Here is a 21,725-nt window from a genome sequence, read left to right as displayed (position 1 = left end):
CAGGGGGGGAACGGAATCAGTTCGCTACGCTCTCACCAACCGACTTCAGGAAATCGTTCGGGTCCGAAGAGGCACGGACGCACTCCTCCAGCGTCACCTCGCGCTGCAGGTAGAGCTCGCGGAGGGCGTCGTTGAGGGTCTGCATCCCGTGCTTCTTGCCGGCCTGCATGATCGAGTAGATCTGGTGGACCTTGTCATCGCGGATACAGGCGCGGATGGCGGGGGTGCACACCATGATCTCCGCCGCCATCGAGCGGCCGCGGCCGCGCGCCTTGGGGAGGAGCTGCTGCGTGACCACGCCTTCCAGGGTGAAGGCGAGCTGCGCCCGCACCTGCGGCTGCTGGTGCGCCGGGAAGACGTCGATGATGCGGTTGATCGTCTCGGCGCACGAGTTGGTGTGCAGCGTGGCCATGCACAGGTGCCCCGTCTCCGCGATGGTGAGCGCCGCCTGGATCGTCTCCAGGTCGCGCAGCTCGCCCACCAGGATCACGTCCGGGTCCTGGCGCATGGCGTACTTGAGCGCGCGCGAGAAGCTCTGCGTGTCCGCCCCCACCTCGCGCTGGTTCACCATGCACCCCTGGTGGCGGTGGATGAACTCGATGGGGTCCTCGATGGTGAGGATGTGGCCGCGCCGCTCCTTGTTGATCTTGTCCAGCATGGCGGCCAGCGTGGTGCTCTTGCCCGATCCCGTGGGCCCCGTCACCAGCACCAGCCCGCGCGGGCGCTCGCTGAGCGTCTTGACCACGGGGGGAAGGCGCAGGTCCTCGAAGGTGAGGATCTTGAACGGAATCTGGCGGATGGCCAGCGCCACGCAGCCGCGCTGGCGGTACACGTTGCCGCGGAAGCGCGCCAGGTTCTGGATGCCGAAGGAGAAGTCCAGCTCGTCTTCCGTCTCGAACCGCTTCTTCTGGTTCTCGGTGAGGATCGAGTAGGTGAGCTGGAGCGTGTCCTTGGGGGTCAGGATGAAGTCGGTCGAGCTGTCGGTGATGTTGCCGTCCACGCGCAGCTTGGGGCGCTCTCCGGCGGTGATGTGCAGGTCCGACGCACCGCGCTCGATCATCTCCTCCAGGAGCGAGCGCAGGTTGATCGTGCGGGCGACGGCGACTTCGGCGGTTGCGACACTCATCGTGCTCCTGCGGCGGCAATGCGAGAAGGACTGCGGACCCTGGCGCGCCGGGCCGTCTCGTGCACCGTGCAAGATCCCTTGCAAGATGCCGCGGAGTGCACGGCCGGAATGCGCGTCACGGCGCGATGTTCTGTATTTGCGAGGGTTATGTAGCCAAGTTGCGTGCCAGGAAAAGAAAGTGCCGAGTGCCAAGTGCTTAGTGCCAAGTGCTCAGTGCCAAGTAACCGCGACTTCGCAACTAGGCACTAGGCACTAGGCACTAGGCACTAGGCACTAGGCACTAGGCACTAGGCACTAGGCACCAGGCACCAGGCACCAGGCACCAGGCACCAGGCACCAGGCACCAGGCACTAGGCACCGCGGTTCAGATCACGCCGCCGTCTCCTTGATCACTTCCTCCAGCGTCGTGACGCCGCGCGCGATCTTTTGCATGCCGTCCATGCGTAGCGTCAGCATGCCCTCGGCGATGGCCTGGGCCTGGAGGTCGGCGGTGGAGGCTTCCTGCAGGATCATGCGGCGGAGAGCCGGGGACATCGCCATCACCTCGTAGAGGCCCTGGCGGCCCTTGTAGCCCGAGCCGTTGCACGTATCGCAGCCCTTGCCCCGGTAAAAGGTCATCGCGGCGGCCTCGTCCAGGTCGATGCCGGCGGCGCGCAGGTAGACCTCCGGGTAGGTGACCGGCTCCTTGCAGCCGCTGCAGATGCGGCGCACCAGGCGCTGCGCAGTGATCAGGTTGACCGCCGAGGCCACGTTGAACGGCTCGATCCCCATGTCCACCATACGCGTGATGGTGGAGGGGGCGTCGTTGGTGTGCAGCGTGGAGAGCACCAGGTGGCCCGTGAGCGCGGCCTTGATGCCGATGCTCCCCGTCTCCAGGTCGCGGATCTCGCCGACCATGATGACGTTGGGGTCCTGGCGCAGGAACGCCTTCAGCGCCGCGGCAAAGGTCATCCCGATGTCGGTACGCACCTGCACCTGGTTGATGCCGTGCAGGTTGTACTCGACCGGGTCCTCCGCGGTCATGATGTTGACTTCGTTCGTGTTGATCTTGGAAAGGGCGCTGTACAGCGTCGTCGTCTTTCCGGAGCCCGTGGGGCCGGTGACCAGCACCATCCCGTACGGGTTCATGATGGCGTGCATGAAGTCCTGCTCCGCCTTCGGCTCCATCCCGAATTTCTCCAGGTCGAGCGTCAGGTTCCCCTTGTCCAGGATTCGCAGCACGATCTTCTCCCCGAACAGCGTGGGGAGGGTGGAGACGCGGAAGTCGATGACGCGCTTCCCCAGGCGCAGCTTGAGGCGCCCGTCCTGCGGCACGCGCCGCTCCGCGATGTTGAGGTCCGAGAGGATCTTGAAGCGGGAGATCAGCGCCGCCTTCATCTTCATGGGCGGCCGCATGATCTCCTGCAGCACGCCGTCCACGCGGTAGCGGACGCGGATGTCCTTCTCGTAGCACTCGAAGTGGATGTCCGACGCTCCTTTCTGCACCGCGTCGGTCAGGATGCCGTTGATCAGCTTTACGACCGGTGCCTCGTCTACCGCGGCGGCCAGCGCGACCGCGGACATCTCCTCCTCGCGGTCCTCCATCACCTCGATGTCGTCCAGCTCGATCTGCTTGAGCAGGTCGGTGATGCGCTCGTCGGACTGCTCGTACTCGCGGTCGATCGTCTTCTTGAGGGTGAAGTCCCCCGCGATCACGGGCTCGATGTCCAGCCGGGTGATGAACTTGAGGTCGTCGATCACCCCCAGGTCCGTCGGGTTGGACATCGCCACCGTGAGCGTGCGCCCCACGCGGCGCAACGGCAGCACCTGGTGCTTCGTGGCGATCTCGGTGGGGATCAGCTTCAGGATGCGGGGGTCCAGCTTCACCCGCTCCAGGTCCACGGCCGGCACGCGGTGCTGGCGGGCCAGGGCGCGCACCAGGTCCTGCTCGGCCAGGAAGCCGAGCTTCACCAGCGAGAAGCCGACCCGCGTCCCGTTGGCACGCGCGTCGTCCAGGGCACGCGAGAGCTGCTCCTGGTTGATGAGGTTTTCGCGTACGAGCTGCTCGCCGATGCGGTCAGCAGCGGGGGCGGAGACTGCCATAGGCCTCGGTGGGAATAGCTGCGCGGCCCCCGGAAGGGGCGTTTCGGGGCGGCGCGTCTGGATGGGTACGGGATGGAAGTTTGCGGGTAACTCTATGCCATGTCAAGGGGTAACGCGGGCCTGCCCCCGCACCCGCGACACCAGCGAAGGCCCGATTCCCGGTACCTTCGCCAGCTCGTCCACCGTGCCGAACCGGCCATGTTCCGCACGGTACGCCACCACCCGCTCCGCCAGCGCCGGGCCGATCCCCGGCAGCGCGTCCAGCTCCGCCGCACTCGCCGTGTTGAGGTCCACAGTGGCCTGCGAGCGCACGCTTTTAGCCATCGCGGGCGCGGCGGGGAGCGCCAGGTGCGGCGCAATCCCCGCCAGGAGCGAGGGGCCGATGCCGGGAACGGAGTCGATGGAGCCCAGCGAGCGGAAGGGGCCGTGCGATGCGCGCCACGCGACGATCCTCTCCGCCAGAGCGGGGCCGACACGAGGGAGCCGCTGGAGCTCGTCGGCGGGCGCGGTATTGGGGTCCAGCCGCTCGTTCGCGGCGAGTGGGCGGGCGCGGTGCTCGTTGCGCTTCACGCTGTCGGCCGTCGAGGAGCGCAGGCGCGCGCCGGCGGCCGCGTCCTCGCCGGCGGATGCGTTCCACGACGCCGGGGCGGGCGCGGGGCGGAGGACGCGCGCACCTGCACCCGCTGCCAGGAGGAGCGCCACCACTCCCAGCGCGAGACGCTCCTGGGGCGTCACACTCATAGCCGCTCCCGGTAGACCAGCGCGGAGAGCACGGCGCCCACCGCGCCCAGGCTCTCGCGGCGCACCTGGTCGATGGCGTCGTCGGTGGTGCGCCACAGCTCGTTCTGCCGCCCGTGCTCCGGATCGATGACGGCCACCGTCGGGATCCCCGCGGCGGCCAGCAGCTGGTGCTCGCCTTCCAGCGCCTCCCCCGTGCGCGCTTGGAAGACGGAGTCCATCCCCACCTCGCGCGCCACCTCCCACACCCGCCGCACCGCTTCCGGGGCGGCCTTCGCGGAGGCGCCCTCCATCGGGATGCGCAGGTCACGGTCACCCACGCGGTCCACGTACACCGCCCAGCGCGGACGGTAGCCTTCGGGGCGGTTCGCCAGGAAGTGCCGCGTGCCCAGCCCCGTCCCCCCTTCCCCGCGCTCCAGGCCCTCGGTCAGCAGGATGTCGACGCCGACGGCGGGGGGCACCTCGTGAAAGAGCTGGGCGAGCTCCATCAGCACCGCCGTGCCCGATGCGCCCTCGTTGGCGCCGGGGACGGGGCGCCGCTGGAGGTGCTCCTCGGGATCGCGCGTGGCGTGGCGCGGGGAGTCCCAATGCGCCACCAGCAGCACGCGCTCCTTCGCCTCCGGGCGCCAGCGCGCGAAGACGTTGGCGAGGCGCAGCGTCCTCCCACCCACGCGCGCGGTGAACTGCTGCACGACCACGGTGTCCGCGCGGAAGCCGAGCTGGTCCTTCATCCAGCGAAGCTGCCGCTCGTGCGGAGGGAGCCCCGCCACCCGCGGCCCGAAGGCGAGCTGCTCTCCCAGGTGCGCCCACGCCAGGTTGGCGTCGAACGGGCGCGGCTCGGGCGGCTTGTCGCCGGCACAGGCGGCGAGCGCGGCGAACGTGACGGCGCAGAATGCGCGGAGGACGTTACTCACGGAATGGTAATCGCTTGCGGGGGCTGAAGGAGGGCCGCGCGGTTGAACCGATCCGGCGCGTGGGGTATGTTAGATATGGCCGGAAAACCCGGCAAGTCCTCGTGATAAAATGATGCGAATCCTGACCCGATACTTGCTCCGGGCGCACTTGGGGCCCCTCGTCTTCGCCTTCGTGGCGCTGACCGGGGTCGTGCTGATCAACACGTTGGCCAAGCGGCTGGCGGAGTTAGCCGGCAAGGGGCTCCCGGTGGACGTGATCCTGGAGTTCTTTGTGCTGGCGCTTCCGGCCGCCGTTGCGCTCACTTTCCCCATGGCCGTGCTGGTGGCGGTGCTCTACACCTTTTCCACCTTCACCGCCGAGAACGAGATCATGGCGCTGAAGGCGAGCGGGGTGGACCTGCGCCGCCTCCTCGCCCCGCTGCTGGTGGCGGCGACGATCATCACGGGGGTCATGATCTGGTTCAACGACCGGGTGCTCCCCGAGTCGAACTTCAAGTGGAGCCAGCTCTACCTGGACATCGCCCGCAAGACGCCCACGCTGATCCTGGAGCCGCAGACGCTCAACCGCATCGCCCCCTCCAACGCCACGGGGCAGGTGTTCTACATGCGCGCCGCGCGGGTGGAGCCGGGCACCAACCGGCTGTGGGACGTCTCCATCTACGACGTCACCAACCCGTCCACCGTGCGCACCATCTACGCGGACTCGGGGCGCGCCCTCTTCAACCGCGCGCAGACCGACCTGGTGATGCGGCTCTTCGACGGGCACATGCGCGAGGTGTCGGTGGACGATCCCAGGGTGTTCCGCAGGATCGACTTCAAGGAGCAGCGCTTCGGCATCCCCGGCGTGGGGAACCTGCTGCAGGTGGACGGCAGCGGCGGCGGCAGCTACCGCGGCGAGCGCGAAATGACCATCGGGATGCTGGCCGCGCACGTGGACACCCTGGCGCGCGACCGGCGCGAGTCGCTCAAGCGCGCCCGCGAAGTGGCCGTGCGCGACCTGGCGCTCGTTCTTCCGGGCGCCAGGCGCGAGGCGCCCAAAGTGGTGGCGCCCAGCTCCGGGTTCATCTCGTCCGAGTCGGGCGACGCGCGCGAGCGGGCGCGCCGCGCCGCCGACGAGCTGCAGGCATCCCGCCGCCGCGCCGCGGACCTGACGCGAGAGATCGGCGACTACCAGGTGGAGATCCACAAGAAGTACTCGATCGCCGTCGCGTCGCTCGTATTCGTGCTGGTGGGGGTGCCGCTGGCGCTGCGCTTCGGCGGCGGGGGAATCGGGATGGTGATCGCCACCAGCATGGTGATCTTTTCCGTGTACTACGTGGGGCTGATCGGCGGCGAGTCGCTGGCGGGGCGTGGCCTCATGCGACCGTGGGTGGCGATGTGGATCGTCAACGTGCTGATGACGATCGTGGGCGTGTTCGGGATGGCCACCGTGGGCCGTGAGACATCCACCGCCCGCAACAGCACGTGGGACGGGATCATGCAGGCGCTGCGCGACTTTGGGGCGCGGCGCGGGAAGGTGCGGGCGTGAGCATCCTGTCGCGCTACGTCATCCGCCAGTTCGTGGGCACCTTTGTCGGACTGGTGCTGGGGCTGCCGCTGCTCTTCATCATCGGCGACGTCACGGACAACATCGACAAGTACATCGACAAGGGGATCACGGGCGGCCGCCTGCTCCTGTCGTACGTCTACTTCTACCCGCAGTTCGTGCTGTACGGCTTCCCCATCGCGGCGCTGGTGGCCACGGTGTTCACCATCGGCGGGATGACGCGCCACCAGGAGATCACCGCCGCCAAGGCCGGCGGAATCTCCTTCTACCGCCTCTTCCTCCCTGTCGCCATGCTGGGGGTGATCCTTGTGGGGATCGCCTTCGGGTTGAGCGAGCTGGTGCCGATCACGCTGGGTAAGCGCGCGGTGCTGATGGGGGAGCAGACCACGTCGTCGCAGGGCCCGCGCCTCAACTTCGTGTACCAGACGGAGCGCGAGGGGGTCCTCACGGTGCGCCGCCTGGACCCGGCGGGCGGCGAGATGAACCAGGTGACGATGGAGCGCAACGCCGCGCGCGGGCAGCCCGGCATCCACCGCATGGCCGAGCGCGCCTCGTGGACCCAAAAGGATGGCTGGAAGCTGTACCGTGGCTACACGCGCATCCTGCACGCCGACGGCCGCGAGGTGACGGCGAGCTTCGACACGTTGCGCGTTCCCGGCCTGGTGGAGACGCCAGAGGACTTCCTGGGCGAGCCCAAGGAGCCGGAGCAGATGCGCTACGCGGAGATGAGCCGCTTCATCGGCGCCATCGAGCGCTCCGGCGGCGACGCCAACCCGCTGCGCGTGGAGCGCGGGCAGAAGCTGGCGATCCCGGTGGCGGTGATCGTGATCATCATCTTCGGCGCGCCGCTGGTGACCTCGTCGCAGCGCGGCGGCACCGCGTACGGCGTGGGGATCTCGCTGGGCGTCACCATCATCTACCTCCTCCTCTTCCGCGTGGGCAAGGCCATGGGCAGCAGCGGCGCCGTGGACCCGGTGTGGGCGGCCTGGGCGCCCAACGTGCTGTTCCTGGTGGCGGGGATGGTGCTGATGTTAAGGGTGCGGACGTAGGGGGCGGGCCCCCTCCCCCGCTCGTCACCTCGCGGCCCCTCCCCCAATAACTACCTGGGGGAGGGGCGTTTAGCGTGCATGGGCGCGGGCGGCATGAGACGGCGCGGGGGATGGCACGGGCAGCCACGTGGGGCGGCCCCTACGAGGTTTGGGTGCGGAGGGCGGGGGTCAGAGGCGGGGGCAAGGGCGGGCAGACACGCAGGTCTGCCCCTACCCGCAACGGGGCGAACGGCGGGGGACGAGGTGGGGGCGAGGGTGGGCGCGATGAATCGCGCCCCTATCGGATCGATGCGTTTCCCGATGCGGAGGCACCCGCGCCCATGGAGGCGATCTCCCCCCTCTCCCAGCAGTTTGGGAGAGGGGGGCCGGGGGGGTGAGGGGTCCGCCCTGGCCCCCGCGCCCGCAACCCGCTATTTCGTCAAGCACACACGCACATCACCAACAAACGCGAGAAACACTCGATGGCACTCGCCCGAGAGATCCGCAGGTCGGCAGGGGCGCTGCTGCTGGCGGCGCTGGCCGCGGCGCCGGCAGTTGCGCAGGCGGGGCAGCGCACGGCCAAGCCCGTGCTCCACGGCAGGCACTGGGTGGCGATCACCGGGAAGCCGCTGGGCGCCACCGCCGGCGCGGCGATGTTCCACAAGGGCGGCAACGCGGTGGACGCCGCGTGCGCCATGCTCGCCGCCACCTCCACCATGTGGGACGTGCTGAGCTGGGGCGGCGAGACGCAGGCGCTCATCTACAACCCGCACACCGGAAGGGTGATCGGGATCAACGCCCTGGGCGTGGCTCCCACCGGCGCCACGCCCGCTTTCTTCCGCGCCCGCAACATGGCGTACCCGCCGGAGTACGGCCCCCTCTCCGCCGTCACGCCCGGGACGCCGGGCGGGCTGCTGGTGATGCTGGCCGAGTACGGAAAGCTGTCGCTGGCGGAGGTGCTCGCCCCCGCCATCCAGATGGCGGACGGGTACCCCATCGAGGCGCAGACCGCGAACAGCATCGAGCGCAACAAGGAGCGCATCCGCCAGTGGCGCTACTCGCGCTCGGTGATGCTTCCGCACGCGGGCGAGGCGCGGGAGGCGCCGCGGGCCGGCGAGATCTTCCGGCAGCCGGAGCTGGCCGCCACGCTACGCAAGATGGTGGAGGCGGAGCAGAACGCACTACGGCAGGGGCGCAGCCGCAAGGAGGCGATCCTGGCCGCCTACGACCGCTTCTATCGCGGCGACATCGCGCGCGAGCTGGTGCGCGGAGTCCAGGAGGAGGGCGGGCTCATTACCCTGCAGGACCTCGACCGCTGGCGCGTGCGCATCGAGGAGCCGGTCTCCACCGACTACAAGGGGATCCAGGTCTACAAGCTGACCACCTGGACGCAGGGCCCGGCGATGCTCCAGGCGCTCAACATCCTGGAGAACTTCGACCTCAAGGCGATGGGGTACAACTCGCCGCGCTACATCCACACCCTCTACCAGGCGATGAGCCTCGCCTTCGCGGACCGCGACTTCTACTACGGCGACCCGGCGTTCCCGCCCGCGGAGCCGCTCGAGGGGCTGCTCTCCAAGGAGTACGCGCGCCAGCGCAGCCGCCTCTTCAACCCGGAACGCAACGACCCGCTGATCGGCCCCGGCGACCCGTACCCGTTCCAGAACGGGCGCAACCCGTTCACACGCGAGCTCCGCGAGTGGCACAACCGCCGACCCGTGGGCGACAGCATCTCCGCCCCGCCGCGCGCGTCGCTCTCCTTCGACGAGAGCTTCTACCTGGGGACCACCTCCATCCAGACGGCGGACGCGGAGGGGTGGGTCGTGTCGGTGACGCCGAGCGGCGGGTGGGTGCCGGCGGTGATCGCGGGGCGCACGGGCGTGGGGCTCAGCCAGCGGATGCAGAGCTTCGTGCTGGACCCCGCCGAGGGGCCGTTCAACGTCCTGCGCCCCGGCCAGCAGCCGCGCGTGACGCTCACCCCCTCGATGGCGCTCAAGGACGGCAAGCCGTACCTCTCCTTCGCCGTGCAGGGCGGCGACAGCCAGGACCAGAACCTCCTGCAGTACTTCCTGAACGTGGTGGAGTGGGGGATGAACGCGCAGGAGGCCGCCGAGGCGCCCAACATCAACTCCTTCCAGCTGCGCGCCTCGTTCGGCGGCCACGAGTCGCGCCCCGGCCGCATCCTCCTGGCCGAGAATACGCCGCCCGAGGTGCGCGCGCAGCTCCAGCGCATGGGCTACGAGCTGACCTTTGAAAAGATCACCTCCGGCCCCATCAACGGCATCTTCTTCGACCGCGCGCACGGCACGTTCTGGGGCGGCTCCAGCATCCACGGCGAGGACTACGGGATCGCGTGGTGAGGGAGGCCCTCACCCCCCCTGCCCCCCTCTCCCAAACTGCTGGGAGAGGGGGGAGATCGCGGCCCTCCGCGCGGTGCTTCCACGCCCTGCAATGCGCGAAACCGCCACCCCGCCCGTCCGCAACGTGATCTTGTAGGGGCCGCCCCGCGTGGCTGCCCGTGCCCGACCCCGCGCCGCCGATGCACCCCGCACCGCCGCACGCAAACCGCCCCTCCCCCAGCAGTTTGGGGGAGGGGCAGCGAGGTGACGAGCGGGGAGAGGGCTTACTGATACTGGATGTACAGCGGCTCCGGCCAGAGCTGCAGGAGGTCCCGCGGGGTGGTCAGCGGGTCGCCCTTCTTGGTGTCGTTGTGGTAGAAGTTCTTCCACCCGGTAAACTGGGCCGGGTAGCGCACCACGTAGTCGCGGTACGAGTCGTACTTCAGCCACGGCGCGCCCCACCCGTCCATGTGCAGCACCAGCTGCACCTCCGGGCGCAGGCGGACGTTCTGCACGTCCGGCACCATGCCGCGGGTGAAGCGGTGGATGATCAGCATCTTGGGCGGAAGGTTGTTCTCCTTTACGATCTGCGTCAGCCGGTCCATCACCCAGTTGATGTCCGCCGCGTACATCGTCCCGATCTTGCGCCCCGGCACCACGCCGCCGCGCATGTAGAACTCCGGGTCCACCGCGAAGTGGATGTCCGGAGCCTTCAGGATGGAGTCGAAGCGCGGCATGATGCTGCGGATGTCGTCCGTACCCACCTGCACGTCGACGAACAGGACGCCGTTGATGGACTGCGCCATCTTGTGGATCGAGTCCACCACCGCGTCGCGGATCTGCGTGCGGTACTTGCCTGACGGGCCGGGATCGCCCTGCGCCACCACCGCGATCAGGTGCAGGCCGGGGACGACCGGCGTGTTGGGGTCGGCTTCCTTCCACTGGGCCACCTGGCGCTGCAGGCGCGCGAGCATCTCGTCGCGCGGGAACTCGCCGAGGGCGCCCATCTTCTTGGAGGCGGGGTTGCCGTAGTAGACGATGACCCGGTTGCAGGGGAGGATGGCGCCGTCTCTGAACGCCGGCATCTTGGGGTACCACCCCTGCTCCACCGCGAAGGCCGGGTTCTTCCCCGCGCCCGGGCGCTTGGCCGCGGAGTCTGCCTTGAGCGCGTTGGCCGCGGCGGTCAGGCGCTGCTGCCGCTGCTCCAGGCACTGCTGCGCCTGCGCCGCCGTGTTCCCGAGCTTGAACTGCGGGGGCGGACCCGCAGCCTGCTGCGCCGCGGCCGTGTCTCCCGTGCCGCCCTTGGCGGCGGCGCCGGCCTTCCCCTTCGCCTCGCCCCCGTTTCCGGCGTCGTCGCCGCACGCGGCAAGCGCCGCCACCAGGAGAGCGGCGGCGGGCGCCTTCCAGAACGATCTAGTTTCCGTCACGGCAATCTCCCTCGATGAGCGGCTCACGGGCCGCGACTGTCAGCTCTGCACCCTTCCGCGCATGCGGATCGGCGGCGCTCCTGCAAGGTTCGTGGCAGCGCGCCCGTTCTATTCGCGAACTGCGTGCCCGCGCGCCGCAAGGTAGCGCCGCGCCTCGGCCAGCGTGTACTCGCCGAAGTGGAAGATGGAGGCCGCGAGCACCGCGTGCGCCCCCGCGGCGAGCCCCGCATCCAGGTGCTCCAGCGCCCCCGCGCCCCCCGACGCGATCACGGGAATCCGCACGGCGCCGCTCACAGCGCGGAGAAGCTCCAGGTCGTAGCCGTCGCGCGTCCCGTCGCGGTCCATCGAGGTCAGCAGGATCTCTCCCGCGCCCAGCGACTCCACGCGGCGCGCCCACTCCACCGCGTCGAGCCCCGCCGCGCGGCGCCCGCCGTGGGTGAAGACCTCGTAGCCGCTCCCGGACGACTCGCTGCTCCGCGCGTCGATCGCCACCACCACGCACTGCGAGCCGAAGTGCTCCGCCGCGCGCGCCACCAGCGCCGGGTCTTCCAGCGCCGCGGTGTTCACCGTCACCTTGTCCGCGCCGGCGCCGAGGATGGCGACGAAGTCCTCCACCGAGCGCACGCCGCCGCCCACGGTGAAGGGGATGAAGATCGACTCGGCGGTGCGGCGGATCACCTCCAGCATCGACGAGCGCCCCTCGTGCGACGCGGTGATGTCCAGGAAGCAGAGCTCGTCCGCGCGCTCGGCGTCGTACCGCATCGCCTGCTCCACGGGGTCGCCGGCGTCGCGCAGCCCCTCGAACTGGATCCCCTTCACCACCCGCCCTTCCTTGACGTCCAGGCAGGGGATGATGCGCTTCGCTAGCCCCATGACAGCTCCCGCAGCCGCGCCACCATCCCCTCGCCCAGCGTCCCGCGGTACACGCCCTCGACCGGGCCGCGCAACAGCAGCGAGAAGTCGTCGCGCACGTCCACGTGCAGCGAGCCGCCGGGCATCCGCACCTCCACGCTGCGCTCGGTGACCATCCCGCGTCTCACCGCGGCGGCGGCGACGGCGCAGGCGCTGGAGCCGGATGCGCGCGTCTCCCCCGCCCCGCGCTCCCAGACCCACGCCTCCACCGCGCCCGGCTCCAGCGGGACGGCGAACTGCACGTTGGTGCCGCGCGCGAATGCCGGGTGCGTGGAAATCTGCGGGGCGCGGCGGCGAAGGTCCTCCACGTCCAGCTCATCCATGAAGACGACGCAGTGCGGGTTGCCGATGGAGACGGTGTTGATGAGCACCGCGTCGCCGGCCTCCAGCTCCAGCGCCTCGTTGTCCACCTCGCGCTCGTCGCCGGCGAGCCCCACGTCCGTGCTGCGGAACGCGGCCGTCCCCATCTCCGCCTCCACCATCAGCACCCCGCCGCCCATGGCGCCGACGACGGTCATCCCCACGATGCCGCCGGGGGTCTCCACGCTGAACGGCACGCCGACGCTGGCCTCGCCGCGTTCCAGCAGGTACGCGGCGAAGATGCGCAGCCCGTTGCCGCTCTTCTCCGCCTCGCTGCCGTCGGGGTTGAAGATGCGCAGCCCGAAGTCCGCCGCCGTCGACCCGGTGCGCCCCAGGACCCCGTCCGACCCTACGCCGGTGTGCCGGTTGCACAGCAGGCGCACGGCGGGCGGGGTGAGGTCGAATGGGAGCCCGTCCAGCTCCAGCGCGATGTAGTCGTTGCCGAGCCCGTGGCCCTTGTAGAACTCCGCCATCTCACTCCTCGTCGGAAGGCTGGTCCTCGCCGCCCTGCGCCGTCCCGAGCGCGTCGATCGCTTCAAAGATCTCGACGATTCGCTGCATCAGGTTCGTGATTACGCCGTCCCGATCCGCCCGCTCGATCGGGTCCGCGGACGGGGTCTCCTGCAGCCGGCGGATCACCCGGTTGAGGCGACCGACCTCCATCAGCAGCGTGTCCATCGCGTAGGCGAAGCGCGGTCCTTCTTCTTCAGTCATGGGACCTCCCGGAGATCTTGTGGGGCCTCACACAGAGACACAGAGGAAACTACAAGAAAGGCAGAGAGGGTTGGTTCTCCCACAGTGTTCTCTCTTTTTCCTCTGCGGCTCTGTGTGAAACGGCAGTTCATAGGCGCGCGAAGTTGCCCAGGATGCGCAAACCGTCCTCCTGGCTCTTTTCAGGATGGAACTGGATGCCCCACACGTTGTCGCGCCGCACGATGGATGCGAACGCGTCGTCGTAGGTGCAGCGGCCGAGGACGTGCTCGCCGTCGGCTTCCAGCACGCCGTAGGAGTGGACGTGGTAGAAGTAGCGCGGCTTGGGGCCGGCAACGCCCTCCAGCACGGGGTCGCCCTCCGCCATGCGCACGAACTCGACCGAGTTCCAGCCGACGTGCGGCAGGGGGAGGTCCGTGCGCAGGCGCTTCACCGTGCCGGGGATCAGGGCGAGGCCGGGGATGCCGGGCGCCTCCTCGCTGGCGTCGTAGATGAGCTGCATCCCCACGCAGATCCCCAGGAAGGGGCGCTCCGTGCCGATGAACTCGCGCACCGCGTCGCCCAGCCCGCTCTCCTCCAGCCTCGTCATGCACTGCCCGAAGTGCCCCTGGCCCGGAAGGACCAGCCGCTCCGCGCCACGCGCCACGGCGGGGTCGGAGGTCAGCGTCACCTCGGCGCCCTCGTGCTCGAACGCCTTGGCTACGGAGCGCAGGTTCCCCGCCCCGTAGTCCAGCAGGACGATGGAGGGCTTCACAGCGCCCCTTTCGTCGAGGGCACCTCGCCCGCGCGGCGCGGATCGAGCGCGGTGGCGGCGTCCAGCGCACGGGCGGCGGCCTTAAAGGTCGCCTCCACCACGTGGTGCGCGTTGTCGCCGCGGATGCCGTCCAGGTGCATCGTCAGCCGCGACTCCATGGCGAACCCGCGCCAGAACTCCGCCGACAGCGCCGCATCGAAGTCGCCGATGCGCGGCTGGCCGGCGGGGAGCGGCACGTGGAAGTGCAGAAAGGGGCGGCCAGAGACGTCCACCACCGCCCGCACCAGCGCCTCGTCCAGCGGCACCGTCGCATCCGCGTAGCGCACGATGCCGCGCTTGTCGCCCAGCGCGTCCAGCAAGGCGCCGCCCAGCGCGATCCCCACGTCCTCCACGGTGTGGTGCGCGTCGATGTGCAGGTCACCCGTGCACTCCACCTCCAGGTCGAACATCCCGTGGCGGGCCAGCGCGTCCAGCATGTGGTCGAAGAAGCCGACGCCGGTTCTCACCTCGGCCTTTCCCGTGCCGTCCAGGTCGACGCGGACGCGGATCTGCGTCTCGCGCGTGCTCCGCTCCCTCGTGCCCACGCGGCTCATCGCGCCTCCTCCATGATCGCGCGGACGGCGCCCAGGAAGGCGTCGTTCTCCTCCGGCGCGCCGACGTTGACGCGCAGGCAATCCTTAAGCATCGGGTACTTGCTCACGTCGCGGATCAGGATTCCGTGCTCATCCAGCAGCCGCTGGAAGAGCTGCGTGTGGGTGATGTTGGGCGACTCCACGCGAAAGACCCAGAAGTTCGCCTCGCTGGGGTACACGCGCAGGCCGGGGATCGCAGACATCTCGCGGATCAGCCGGTCGCGCTCGTCTCGCAGCTTCGCCACCCCCGGCTCCAGCAGATGCCGGGCCCGCAGCACCTCCGCCGCGGCGACCTCGGTGAAGAAGTTGACGTTGTACGGCAGCTTGGCCTTGTTCACCTCGGCCGTGAGCGCGGGGTGCGCCAGCATGTAGCCGGCGCGCAGCCCCGCCATCGCCATCGCCTTGCTGAAGGTGCGCAGCACGACGAGCCGCGGGTGCGAATCGAGCAGGCAGATCGCGTCCGCGCCGCCGAACTCCACGTAGGCCTGGTCCACGAGCACCAGCCCGCTTGCCTCGTCGTGGATGTGCGAGATCTCGTCGAGCGACAGCGCCGCGCCCGTGGGATTGTTGGGTGTGCAGAGCACGACCACCGCCGCCCGGCTCTCCCGCGCGGCGCGGATGATGGCGTCCACGTCGAAGCGCAGGTCGGCGGCGAGCGGCACGGAGACCACCTCGCCCGCGTTGACCTCCGTCATCAGCCGGTAGAGCGTGAACGTCGGCTCGGGGATGACGACGGAGGTCCCCGGCCCCACGACCACCGCGAGCACGGACTGGATCAGCTCGTTCGATCCGTTCGCCACCAGGATCCCCTCCGCCGGCCACCCCGTCGCCTCGGCCACCGCGGCGATGAAGTTGGAGGCGACAAAGGGCGGGTAGCGGTTCCACGGCCGATCCGCGAGGATGGCGGCGATGCGCGCCTTGACCTCGTCCGGAACGTCCCAGGGGTTCTCGTTCTGATTGAGCTTGATGCGCGGCTCGTACGGGCGCAGGGTGTAGGCCCCCATCGCACGGACGGAGGGCTTCACCAGCGCGAGGACGGCATCGGCGTCCAGATCGGTCAACGCGTTCTTCCCGGTCGAAAAACGAGCGGAGGGCGCGGCCCCATTGCCGCGCCCTTCCGGTGCCATCCACGAGCACGTCCGGGACGGGTCATCGCTCCACGTGGATGATCTGGTCGCGGCGCGTCCCCACGGACACGTAGCGGATCGGCACCTCCGTCAGCTCCTCGATGCGGCGCAGGTACGCCTGCGCGGCCGGCGGCAGGTCGTCCCAGCGGCGCGCATCGGCGGTGGAAGTCTGCCACCCCTGCATCGTCTCATACTCCGGCTGGGCCTCCGCCAGCAGCCCCAGGTCGCCGGGGAAGTCCTCCAGCGACTCCCCGCCCGCCCGGTAGCTCACCGCGATCCTGAGCTCGGGGAGCGTGTCCAGCACGTCCATCTTGGTGACGGCGAGCCCGGTGAGCCCGTTCACGCGCGCCGCGTAGCGCACCACCACCGCGTCGAACCACCCGCAGCGCCGCGGCCGCCCCGTGGTGGCACCGTACTCGCCGCCCAGGTCGCGGATCTGCTCCTGCATCGGCGACGGAAACTCCGTCGGAAGCGGCCCTTCACCCACGCGGGTCGTGTACGCCTTCACCACCCCGTACACCTCGCTGATCGCCGTCGGGCCCACGCCCACGCCGAGCGCCGCGCCCCCGGCCGTGGTGTTGGACGACGTGACGTACGGATAGGTGCCGTGGTCCACGTCCAGCAGCGCCCCCTGCGCGCCCTCCAGCAGCACGCGCTCGCCGGCCCGGATGGCGTCGTGGATCACGCGCCCCGTATCGACCATGATGGGGAGGAGCCGGTCGCGGATCGACATCACCTCCGCCACAAGCGCGTCCGCATCCACCCGCTCGTCCGTGGCCAGCAGCGAGAGCCGCTCGTTGACGCGCACGGCGGCGGCGCGCAGGCGCTCCTCGGCGCGGGCGGCATCGCGCAGGTCGGCCACGCGGATCCCCTGGCGCGCCACCTTGTCCTCGTACGCCGGCCCGATCCCCCGCCCCGTGGTGCCGATCTTCCCGGCGCCGCGGTGCTGCTCGGCGGCACGGTCCAGGAGCTTGTGGTACGACAGGAGGAGGTGCGCCCGCCCGCTGACCCCCACGCGCGGCGCGGCGTCGATGCCGCGCGCGGTGAGCTTGTCCAGCTCCTGGAAGAACTGGAAGGGATCGAGCACCACTCCGTTCCCCAGCAGGCAGCGGCGGTTGGGGTGCAGGATGCCGGAGGGGATCTGGTGGAGGATGAACTCCTCGGTCCCCACGTGCACGGTGTGCCCCGCGTTCGCCCCGCCCTGGTAGCGCGCGACGACGTCCACCTCCTCCGCGAGGACGTCGACGATCTTCCCCTTCCCCTCGTCTCCCCACTGGGAGCCCACGATCACCACACAGCCGTTCTTGCCAGTCATCTCGGACGCTGTACCAAAGGAATCCGGGCGCATTGCGCACAAAAGCGCGGGCCCGCCGCAAAGGTGGGACCGCGCTCGACGTATCCTGTGGCGAATGTAGGGCGCGGGGGATGGCGGTGTCAACACGTGGACGGCGGGGGCCCCCTCCCCCGCTCGTTCCTCGCGACCCCTCCCCCAAAACTACCTGGGGGAGGGGTGATCGACGTGCTCCGGTGCGCACGGCGGAGGAAGCGCGGCGCGGATGCGGGCGAGGACGTCTTCGATGTCGGCGAAGATCTCGTCGTTGCGGAAGCGGATGACCCTGACGCCGTGGGCGGCGAGGTTGGCGTCGCGCGCGGCATCGTAGTTCCGCGTGCGGTCGTGGATCGGCCCGTCCAGCTCCACGCAGAGGCGTCCCTTCGGGCAATAGAAGTCGAGGATGGCGCGCCCGACCGGGTGCTGTCGCCGGAAATTGTACCCCATCACCTGCGCCCTCCGCAACCGCCGCCACAACACCCGCTCAGCCGGCGTTTCCCGCCGCCGCAGCTCTTTCGCCCGAGCGTCGAGCTCAGGCGTCGTCTTCCGAATCCTGTTGGAGTTCATCCATACAGATACCCCGGATCACGCCCACGGGAACCAACCCGGACCACCACCCCTCCCCCAGGCAGTTTTGGGGGAGGGGTCGCGAGGAACGAGCGGGGGAGGGGGCCCCTCACACCCCCAGCTCCCCCAGCGCATCCCCCACCGTGTGCACCGACCCCGTCACCAGCACCGTGCCGTACGGCGCCATCGTCGTCACCCGCTGGAGCGCCGCGGAGAAGTCGGGGATCACCCGCACCGCCACCCCCGGCGGCACCTCCAGCGACGCCGCCACCGCCTCCGGGTCCCAGCGCCGCGAGTCGGGGGCGGTGGGTGCGACGGTGAGCACGACGGCGTCCACGCGGGCCGCGAGTGGCGGGAGCATGGCGCGCCAGTCCTTGTCCGAGAGGATGGCCGCGAGGAGGACGCGCGGACGCGGAAGATCCAGCGCGTCCAGCGCGGCGGCCAGCGACTCGACGCCGTCGGGGTTGTGCGCCACGTCGAACACCCAGGTGAGCCCGTTCCTCACCTCCACCTGCATCCGCCCCGGCCAGCGCACCCCCGCCAGCCCCGCTTCCACCGCGTCCCACCCCGGCCGCAGATCGTCGGGGAGGATGCCCAGCAGCTCGGCGGCGAGGGCGGCGTTGCGGGCTTGGTGCGCGCCGATCAGCGGCGTGTGCACCTCGCGCTCGCCCCAGCGCGCGGACGCCAGGCGAAAGCGCGTGCCCTCCAGCGACAGGCGCACGTCGTCCACGCGCGCGGCGTCATCGAGCGCGAAGAAGGGGGCGCCGACCTCCTCCGCGCGGCGGCGCAGGACGCCCAGGGGGAGCGGCTCCGTCTCGCCGGCGATGGCGGGGATGCCGGGCTTGAAGATCCCCGCCTTCTCCCACGCGATCTCGCCGGGGGTGTTGCCCAGGTACTCCGTGTGGTCGATGCCGACGTTGGTGACGGCGGTCGCGACCGGGGTGATGACGTTGGTGGAGTCCAGCCGCCCTCCCAGCCCCACCTCCACCACGGCCGCGTCCACACCCGCCTCGGCGAAGCAGAGGAAGGCGATGGCGGTGGTGGCCTCGAAGAAGGTGGCGCCCGACTCCTCGATGGCGGGACGCAGGCGCGCCTCGCACGCCAGCAGGAGGTCGCGCTCCACCGCCGCGCCGCCGATGCGGATGCGCTCCGCAAAGGAGATCAGGTGCGGCGACGTGTAGAGGCCCACCGTGCGGCGCGGGTCGGCGGCGCGCAGAGCGGCGGCGCAGAGGGCGCATACCGAACCCTTGCCATTGGTGCCGCCCACGTGGAGCGCACGGAAACGCCGGTGTGGATCACCCACACCGGCGAGGAGCGCCTCCGTCCGTTCCAGACCCCAGCGGATGCCGCCCGTGGGCCGGGCGAAGAGCCAGGCCCCGGGTACGTCCGCGCGCGTCACGGGGCGTCGGGAGCCATGTTCAGCGCGAAGTCCTCCGGCGCGGGAAGCGCCAGCATGTGCCGCAGCAGGCGCGACACCTCGCGCTTCATGCTCCGCCGGTCGACGATGCGGTCCAGCATCCCGTGCTCCAGCAGGAACTCGGCGCGCTGGAAGCCCTCGGGGAGCTCCTGTTTGATCGTCTGCTCGATCACGCGCGGCCCCGCGAAGCCGATCAGCGTACCCGGCTCCGCCAGGTTGGCGTCGCCCAGCATGGCGTACGACGCCGTGACGCCGCCCGTGGTGGGGTCGGTGAGGATGGAGATGTAGGGGAGCCCCGCCTCGTCCATCTGCGCGAGCACGGCGGAGGTCTTCGCCATCTGCATCAGCGAAAAGATCCCCTCCATCATCCGCGCCCCGCCGGAGGCGGAGACGATGATCAGCGGCTGCTGCTTCTCCAGCGCGCGCAGCCCGGCGCGCGCCAGCTTCTCCCCCACCACCGAGCCCATCGACCCGCCGATGAAGGCGAAGTCCATCACGCCGATCGACACGGGGATCTCGTCCAGCTTCCCCTCGCCGGTGATGACGGCCTCGCCATGGACGCTCTTGCGCTCGGCGGCGGCCAGGCGGTCCTTGTAGGCCTTGAGATCCACGAACTTGAGCGGATCGGCCGAGCGCAGGTCGCGGTCGCGCTCGCGGAACGTCCCCTCGTCCACCAGCAGCGCCACGTAGCCGTTGGCCGGCAGCCGCATGTGGTGGGCGCAGGTGGGGCAGACGTTCCAGTTCTCCTTGAGCTTCTCGCGGTACAGGATGTCCCCGCACGCAGGGCACTTCTCCCACACGTCGCCGGGAAGGTCGCGCCGGTCGGCCGCCTGCAGGCGCGTCTTGGGTTTGCGGAACCAGGCCATTGGTGGGGATTAGGGATTAGGGATGGGGGATGTGGGAATTAGGGAGAGGGAACAGGAGATGCCGCGGAGACGCGCCTCATCCCTGATCCCCCATCCCTCATCCCTGCAGTTCCGCTATCTCGCCGTCTCCGCGGCTATTCGCTGCACCACCGCCATCGCCACGATGTTCAGCAGGAGGAACGAGCCGCCATACGAGATGAAGGGGAGCGGGATGCCGGTGATGGGCATGATCCCCACCGTCATCCCCACGTTCACCAGCACGTGCGCGAACCAGCTCCCCAGCAGCCCGATGGGCACCAGAGAGGCGAACGGGTCGCGCGAGCGCTCGGCGATGTGGATCAGCCGCCAGAAGATCAGGCCAAAGGTGACCAGCACCGCCATCACCCCTATGAACCCCGTCTCCTCGCCCACCACGGCGAAGATGAAGTCGGTGTGCTGCTCGGGAAGGAAGGCCAGGCGCTTCTGCGAGCCGTCCAGGAACCCCTTCCCCCACAGCCCGCCGCTCCCGATGGCCACCCGCGACTGGATCAGGTTGTACCCCGCCCCGCGCGCGTCGATCATCGGATCCAGGAAGACCAGGAGGCGGTTCTTCTGGTAGGGCTTCAGCGTGTTCCACAGCGGCAGCGCCACGCCGCCCGCCACGGCGTTCGCCATCCAGATGGAGGCCTTCTCCGCCAGGAATGCGTCGCGGTAAAGCAGCAGTATCAGCAATACGACGATGTACACGCCCCACACGATCGGGTTGATCGAGATGAACAGCGAGAGCGCCGGGCTCACCAGGAAGAAGATGGTCATCAGCGGCGTCCCGGCCCAGAACAGGCACCACACCAGGATCGAGCCGAACACCATCGCCGAGCCGAGGTCGGGCTGCGCCAGCACCAGCACCATGGGCACCATCACCACCACGATCGGCTTCCACAGCGCCCACAGCGTGCGCGGGGGCTCCCGCCACTCGCCCAGGACGCGCGCCAGCATCATGGCCGTGGCCAGCTTCGCCAGCTCCGCCGGCTGCAGGCGCAGCGGCCCGATCACGATCCAGCTCTTGATGCCGCCCGTCGTCTCGCCGCCGGAGCCGATGACGGGGACCAGGAGGAGGAGGACCAGGGAGAGGGCGTAGGCCGGCTGCGCGCCCCACTCCAGCCACCCCACCGGAACGCGCAGGATGAGCGGCACCAGAATCAGCGACAGGCAGAACCAGATGATCTGGGCGCGCCACGCCCCCTGGGCGCGGGTGTACCCCACGTCCACCACGCCGGCGCTGAACACCATGGCGATCCCAAAGATCGCCAGCGCCACAACGAATCCGAAGAGGAGGGGGTCCCCCAGCCGGAGCGCCCTGTACCTTCTCATAGACGGATCCCTACACCAGCGCGCGGTACACGGTTACGGCCGCCAGCCCCGCCGCCGCGGCGTACAGCGCCGCCAGCGGGGAGAGGGTGAACAGCACGGACGCGGGCCCCGCCAGGGACCGCGAAGAGAGCACTCCCCACAGGAACGCGTCGAACAGGTACTTCCCCAGCCCCAGAAAGGCCACCAGGAGCACCGGCGAGTCGCCGGCCAGCACCTCGCGCGAGCGGGAGGCCAGGTAGCCCAGCACCGCCAGCACCAGCGCGCTGGCCCCCATGGTGAAGGGATTCACCGCGCCGTCCAGCACGCCGAAGAGCACCCCCAGCCCGGCGGCGGCCCCGGCGCGCATGCGGCGCGCGGCCAGCAGCAGCGCCACCGTCAGCAGGTCGGGGACGTAGAACCCCAGCCCGAGCCCCACCCGCAGCACGAAATGGAGGATCACCAGCCCCGCGATCAATCCCACGAACTGCCACCGCGTTCCTTCCGTCATCGATAGTCCGCC

General features: G+C 69.9%; 20 protein-coding genes. 3 read left to right on the top strand and 17 right to left on the bottom strand.

Annotated features, from left to right (window positions below; translation table 11 throughout):
• Positions 1-16: 16 nt before the first annotated feature.
• The 4 genes from VF584_16455 to VF584_16440 form a co-directional block, all read right to left on the bottom strand.
• Complete coding sequence (locus tag VF584_16455; GenBank protein ID HEX8211768.1) at positions 17-1,126, bottom strand: PilT/PilU family type 4a pilus ATPase; 1,110 nt, start codon at positions 1,124-1,126, stop codon at positions 17-19.
• A gap of 369 nt (positions 1,127-1,495) precedes the next feature.
• Positions 1,496-3,208: a type IV-A pilus assembly ATPase PilB gene (gene pilB, locus VF584_16450; protein HEX8211767.1), complete on the bottom strand. Its 1,713-nt coding sequence runs from the start codon at positions 3,206-3,208 to the stop codon at positions 1,496-1,498.
• 102 nt (positions 3,209-3,310) lie between these two features.
• Positions 3,311-3,949 carry a ComEA family DNA-binding protein gene (locus tag VF584_16445; protein ID HEX8211766.1) on the bottom strand — a complete coding sequence of 213 codons (639 nt, stop codon included), beginning with the start codon at positions 3,947-3,949 and terminating at the stop codon, positions 3,311-3,313.
• Positions 3,946-4,860, bottom strand: a complete 915-nt coding sequence (locus VF584_16440) for a M28 family peptidase (GenBank protein HEX8211765.1) — start codon at positions 4,858-4,860, stop codon at positions 3,946-3,948. The genes VF584_16445 and VF584_16440 overlap by 4 nt, the downstream gene beginning before the upstream one ends.
• Positions 4,861-4,972: 112 nt before the next feature.
• Between VF584_16440 and VF584_16435 the strand changes: the two genes are divergently transcribed.
• From VF584_16435 to VF584_16425, 3 genes are all read left to right on the top strand, one after another.
• On the top strand, positions 4,973-6,388 hold the full coding sequence (locus VF584_16435) for an LptF/LptG family permease (GenBank protein HEX8211764.1): 1,416 nt from the start codon (positions 4,973-4,975) through the stop codon (positions 6,386-6,388).
• On the top strand, positions 6,385-7,455 hold the full coding sequence (locus VF584_16430) for an LptF/LptG family permease (GenBank protein HEX8211763.1): 1,071 nt from the start codon (positions 6,385-6,387) through the stop codon (positions 7,453-7,455). Before VF584_16435 ends, VF584_16430 begins: the two co-directional genes overlap by 4 nt.
• A 461-nt stretch (positions 7,456-7,916) precedes the next feature.
• A complete protein-coding gene (locus VF584_16425; protein ID HEX8211762.1) occupies positions 7,917-9,794 on the top strand; it encodes a gamma-glutamyltransferase in 1,878 nt (625 codons plus the stop codon).
• Positions 9,795-10,057: 263 nt separating this feature from the next.
• Here the strand turns inward: VF584_16425 and VF584_16420 are convergent, their stop codons facing one another.
• The 13 genes from VF584_16420 to mreD form a co-directional block, all read right to left on the bottom strand.
• A complete protein-coding gene (locus tag VF584_16420) occupies positions 10,058-11,200 on the bottom strand; it encodes a hypothetical protein (protein HEX8211761.1) in 1,143 nt (380 codons plus the stop codon).
• A 108-nt stretch (positions 11,201-11,308) separates the two neighbouring features.
• Complete coding sequence (hisF, locus tag VF584_16415; GenBank protein ID HEX8211760.1) at positions 11,309-12,073, bottom strand: imidazole glycerol phosphate synthase subunit HisF; 765 nt, start codon at positions 12,071-12,073, stop codon at positions 11,309-11,311.
• The gene (dapF, locus tag VF584_16410) at positions 12,064-12,945 is read right to left on the bottom strand and encodes a diaminopimelate epimerase (GenBank protein HEX8211759.1); all 882 of its coding nucleotides are present in this window, start codon (positions 12,943-12,945) and stop codon (positions 12,064-12,066) included. The genes hisF and dapF overlap by 10 nt, the downstream gene beginning before the upstream one ends.
• Position 12,946: 1 nt before the next feature.
• A complete protein-coding gene (locus VF584_16405) occupies positions 12,947-13,186 on the bottom strand; it encodes a hypothetical protein (GenBank protein ID HEX8211758.1) in 240 nt (79 codons plus the stop codon).
• Between the two features lie 127 nt (positions 13,187-13,313).
• Complete coding sequence (gene hisH, locus VF584_16400; protein HEX8211757.1) at positions 13,314-13,937, bottom strand: imidazole glycerol phosphate synthase subunit HisH; 624 nt, start codon at positions 13,935-13,937, stop codon at positions 13,314-13,316.
• A complete protein-coding gene (hisB, locus tag VF584_16395) occupies positions 13,934-14,530 on the bottom strand; it encodes an imidazoleglycerol-phosphate dehydratase HisB (GenBank protein HEX8211756.1) in 597 nt (198 codons plus the stop codon). The genes hisH and hisB overlap by 4 nt, the downstream gene beginning before the upstream one ends.
• Entirely contained in the window at positions 14,527-15,630 is a 1,104-nt protein-coding gene (hisC, locus tag VF584_16390) for a histidinol-phosphate transaminase (GenBank protein ID HEX8211755.1), read from the bottom strand. Before hisC ends, hisB begins: the two co-directional genes overlap by 4 nt.
• Before the next feature lie 88 nt (positions 15,631-15,718).
• On the bottom strand, positions 15,719-17,011 hold the full coding sequence (locus VF584_16385; GenBank protein ID HEX8211754.1) for an adenylosuccinate synthase: 1,293 nt from the start codon (positions 17,009-17,011) through the stop codon (positions 15,719-15,721).
• A 180-nt stretch (positions 17,012-17,191) separates the two neighbouring features.
• A complete protein-coding gene (locus tag VF584_16380; protein HEX8211753.1) occupies positions 17,192-17,593 on the bottom strand; it encodes a DUF559 domain-containing protein in 402 nt (133 codons plus the stop codon).
• A gap of 109 nt (positions 17,594-17,702) precedes the next feature.
• Positions 17,703-18,992, bottom strand: coding sequence for a folylpolyglutamate synthase/dihydrofolate synthase family protein (locus tag VF584_16375; protein HEX8211752.1), 1,290 nt, complete (start codon positions 18,990-18,992; stop codon positions 17,703-17,705).
• Positions 18,989-19,876, bottom strand: a complete 888-nt coding sequence (gene accD, locus VF584_16370) for an acetyl-CoA carboxylase, carboxyltransferase subunit beta (protein ID HEX8211751.1) — start codon at positions 19,874-19,876, stop codon at positions 18,989-18,991. The genes VF584_16375 and accD overlap by 4 nt, the downstream gene beginning before the upstream one ends.
• 114 nt (positions 19,877-19,990) lie before the next feature.
• Positions 19,991-21,226, bottom strand: coding sequence for a rod shape-determining protein RodA (rodA, locus tag VF584_16365; GenBank protein ID HEX8211750.1), 1,236 nt, complete (start codon positions 21,224-21,226; stop codon positions 19,991-19,993).
• Between the two features lie 10 nt (positions 21,227-21,236).
• Entirely contained in the window at positions 21,237-21,713 is a 477-nt protein-coding gene (mreD, locus tag VF584_16360) for a rod shape-determining protein MreD (protein HEX8211749.1), read from the bottom strand.
• Positions 21,714-21,725 lie beyond the last annotated feature (12 nt).

Origin of the sequence: Longimicrobium sp. (genome assembly GCA_036389135.1) — a bacterium.
Classification (GTDB): domain Bacteria; phylum Gemmatimonadota; class Gemmatimonadetes; order Longimicrobiales; family Longimicrobiaceae; genus Longimicrobium.
The sequence above is the reverse complement of the archived record's forward strand: the minus strand, read 5'-3'. Positions and strand labels throughout refer to the sequence as shown.

What these genes read in the sequence shown, in the direction of transcription:
- VF584_16405 (HEX8211758.1), bottom strand. Translation starts at nt 13,186, where the DNA reads ATGACTGAAGAAGAAGGACCGCGCTTCGCCTACGCGATGGACACGCTG.
- rodA (HEX8211750.1), bottom strand. Translation starts at nt 21,226, where the DNA reads ATGAGAAGGTACAGGGCGCTCCGGCTGGGGGACCCCCTCCTCTTCGGA.
- VF584_16435 (HEX8211764.1), top strand. Translation starts at nt 4,973, where the DNA reads ATGCGAATCCTGACCCGATACTTGCTCCGGGCGCACTTGGGGCCCCTC.
- accD (HEX8211751.1), bottom strand. Translation starts at nt 19,876, where the DNA reads ATGGCCTGGTTCCGCAAACCCAAGACGCGCCTGCAGGCGGCCGACCGG.
- VF584_16445 (HEX8211766.1), bottom strand. Translation starts at nt 3,949, where the DNA reads ATGAGTGTGACGCCCCAGGAGCGTCTCGCGCTGGGAGTGGTGGCGCTC.
- mreD (HEX8211749.1), bottom strand. Translation starts at nt 21,713, where the DNA reads ATGACGGAAGGAACGCGGTGGCAGTTCGTGGGATTGATCGCGGGGCTG.
- VF584_16455 (HEX8211768.1), bottom strand. Translation starts at nt 1,126, where the DNA reads ATGAGTGTCGCAACCGCCGAAGTCGCCGTCGCCCGCACGATCAACCTG.
- hisB (HEX8211756.1), bottom strand. Translation starts at nt 14,530, where the DNA reads ATGAGCCGCGTGGGCACGAGGGAGCGGAGCACGCGCGAGACGCAGATC.
- hisF (HEX8211760.1), bottom strand. Translation starts at nt 12,073, where the DNA reads ATGGGGCTAGCGAAGCGCATCATCCCCTGCCTGGACGTCAAGGAAGGG.
- VF584_16425 (HEX8211762.1), top strand. Translation starts at nt 7,917, where the DNA reads ATGGCACTCGCCCGAGAGATCCGCAGGTCGGCAGGGGCGCTGCTGCTG.
- VF584_16380 (HEX8211753.1), bottom strand. Translation starts at nt 17,593, where the DNA reads ATGAACTCCAACAGGATTCGGAAGACGACGCCTGAGCTCGACGCTCGG.
- dapF (HEX8211759.1), bottom strand. Translation starts at nt 12,945, where the DNA reads ATGGCGGAGTTCTACAAGGGCCACGGGCTCGGCAACGACTACATCGCG.
- pilB (HEX8211767.1), bottom strand. Translation starts at nt 3,208, where the DNA reads ATGGCAGTCTCCGCCCCCGCTGCTGACCGCATCGGCGAGCAGCTCGTA.
- VF584_16385 (HEX8211754.1), bottom strand. Translation starts at nt 17,011, where the DNA reads ATGACTGGCAAGAACGGCTGTGTGGTGATCGTGGGCTCCCAGTGGGGA.